This window comes from Streptomyces phytophilus (genome assembly GCF_013870535.1).
Taxonomy (GTDB): Bacteria; Actinomycetota; Actinomycetes; order Streptomycetales; family Streptomycetaceae; genus Streptomyces; species Streptomyces phytophilus.
In genome coordinates this window covers 1-2,068 of sequence record NZ_JACBXC010001097.1, presented here as the reverse complement: position 1 = coordinate 2,068, position 2,068 = coordinate 1, and the positions used below count along the sequence as shown (strand labels likewise).

Below are 2,068 nucleotides of genomic sequence, written 5' to 3'. Positions count from 1 at the left end.
TCCGCGCGAGGAGCCCCGCAAGGCCATGCCCGTACGGGCGCCCGAGCACAAGGCGCTCTCCGACGAACTGGCACTGGGCCGGGCGCTGCGCCCGCTCAGACGCCGGCAGGACAGCAGGCACCGCTACGAGATCGACGAGGAGCGGACGGCCGAGGAACTCGCCGAGACCGGCCTCGCCGACGTCGTGGAACGCCCGGTGCGCGAACGCTGGCTGAACCTGATCCTGCTGGTCGACGACTGCCTGTCGATGCTGCTGTGGCACCGCCTCGGGGCCGAGTTGCGCACGCTGCTCGAACGGCTCGGCGCGTTCGCGACCACGCGTGTCCTCGGCCTCGACACCCGGGCGCGCGAACCCGCCCTGCACGCCCGGCCGTTCCAGCGCGGCAGCACGAAGCTGCCGCTGAGCAGCGTGAACGACCCGTCGGGCCGCAGCCTCGTCCTCGTCGTCAGCGACGGCATGGGCGTCGCCTGGCGGTCCGGGGCCATGCACCGGCTGCTCGCGCGGCAGGCGGCGCGCGGGCCGGTCGCGGTGCTGCACACCCTGCCGGCCGACATCTGGGAGTCCTCCGGGATCGCCGCCGAACGCTGGCAGGTCACCACCCGCCGGATCGGCGGCGCCAACACCTCCTGGAAGGTCTCCGACCCGGTGCTGCCGCAGGGGCTCTTCGACTTCGACGGGCTGGCGGTCCCCGTGCTGGAGCCGACCGCCCGCTCCCTGCGCACGTGGGCCCACCTGCTCGCGTCCCCCGGCACCACCGCGGAGCTGCCGCTGCTCACCCTGCCGAGCCGGCACCAGCCGGTCATCTCCGCCCGCAACGTCAGCAGCGCCCAGCACTTCCGGGACGCGGCCACCCCCGAGGCGTACCGGCTCGCCGCCCATCTCGCCGCGGTGGCCCCGCTGTCGGTGCCGGTGATGCGACTGGTGCAGACCGCCGTGCCCTGGCCGGCGACCACCTCGCACCTGGCCGAGGTGTTCCTCGGCGGGCTGATGCAGCCGCACCCCTCGCCGGTGCCGGGACCGCTGCCGGCGAAGCACCGCGTCTTCGACTTCTCCGACGACTCCAAGACGGTGCTCCTCGACGCGGTCCCCCAGGCCGAACTGCTGCGGACCAGCCGCAGCATCGGCCGCCGGCTCGAACAACTCGCGGGCAGCTCACCGGAGTTTCCCGCCTGGCTCACCCACCCGGACGGCTTCGCCGACCTGCCCGCCTCGCACCAGCCGTTCACCAGCGTCGAACGGCGGCTGCTCAGCAGGCTCGGGGTGTCGGTCGGCGGCGATCCGCCGCGCGGTACGGAGCCCGGGACGTACGACGACACCGAGGCCACCGACTGGGCGCCGCTCACCGACGCCGACCCCCGGCAGATCGGCGACTACCTGCTCCTCGGCCGCCGCCGCGGCCGCCGCACCCTGGTGTACCGGGCCGCCGGCCCGGGCGGCACCCCCGCCGTCCTCCGCGTCCCCCGCCCCGACCTGCCGGCCGCGCACGCCCGGCTGATCGAGGTGGAGGCCGAAGTGCTCGCCCGGATGCAGGGGCAGCACGCCCCCAGGCTCCTCGCCACCGGGCTCGACGACTCCCCGCCCTGGCTCGCGATGACGGCCGTCTCGGACGACGCCGGCACCCAACCGCTGCGGCTCGGGGAGATCTTCGCGCAGGCCGTGGCCGGGGAAGTCGCCCCGTTCGACATCCTCCGGGGCCTGCTCGTGTCCTGGTACCTGGCGAGCGCTCTCGTCCACTGCCACGCCAACGGGCTGGTCCTCGCCGACCTCAACGCCGACCACATCTTCGTGCTGCGGCGCAACGTGATCCTCGGCGACCTCTCCGACTGCGTCGTGGACGGCGAGTACCTGGAGACGGGCCGGGCCCCGACCCGTGCGGACAACATCCGCGCCCTCGGGGAGCTGCTCCAGATGATCAGCAGCAAGGGCGGTGTGCACCTGCCGGGCGTGCCCGAGGGGATGCACCTCTGGTCGGGCGGCACCTGGCAGAGCCTGCGGCTGCTCGTGCTGCGCTGCCTCGACCCCGATCCGGCGGCGCGCCCCGCCGCGAGCGAGGTCGCCGAACTCCTC

At 74.5% G+C, this 2,068-nt stretch carries 1 protein-coding gene; it reads left to right on the top strand.

All coding sequences use genetic code 11. From position 1 onward, the window contains the following. Window positions 1-2,068, top strand: a 2,068-nt coding sequence (locus tag H5J30_RS29465) for an SAV_2336 N-terminal domain-related protein (protein WP_309505669.1), incomplete at both ends; no start/stop codon positions are given.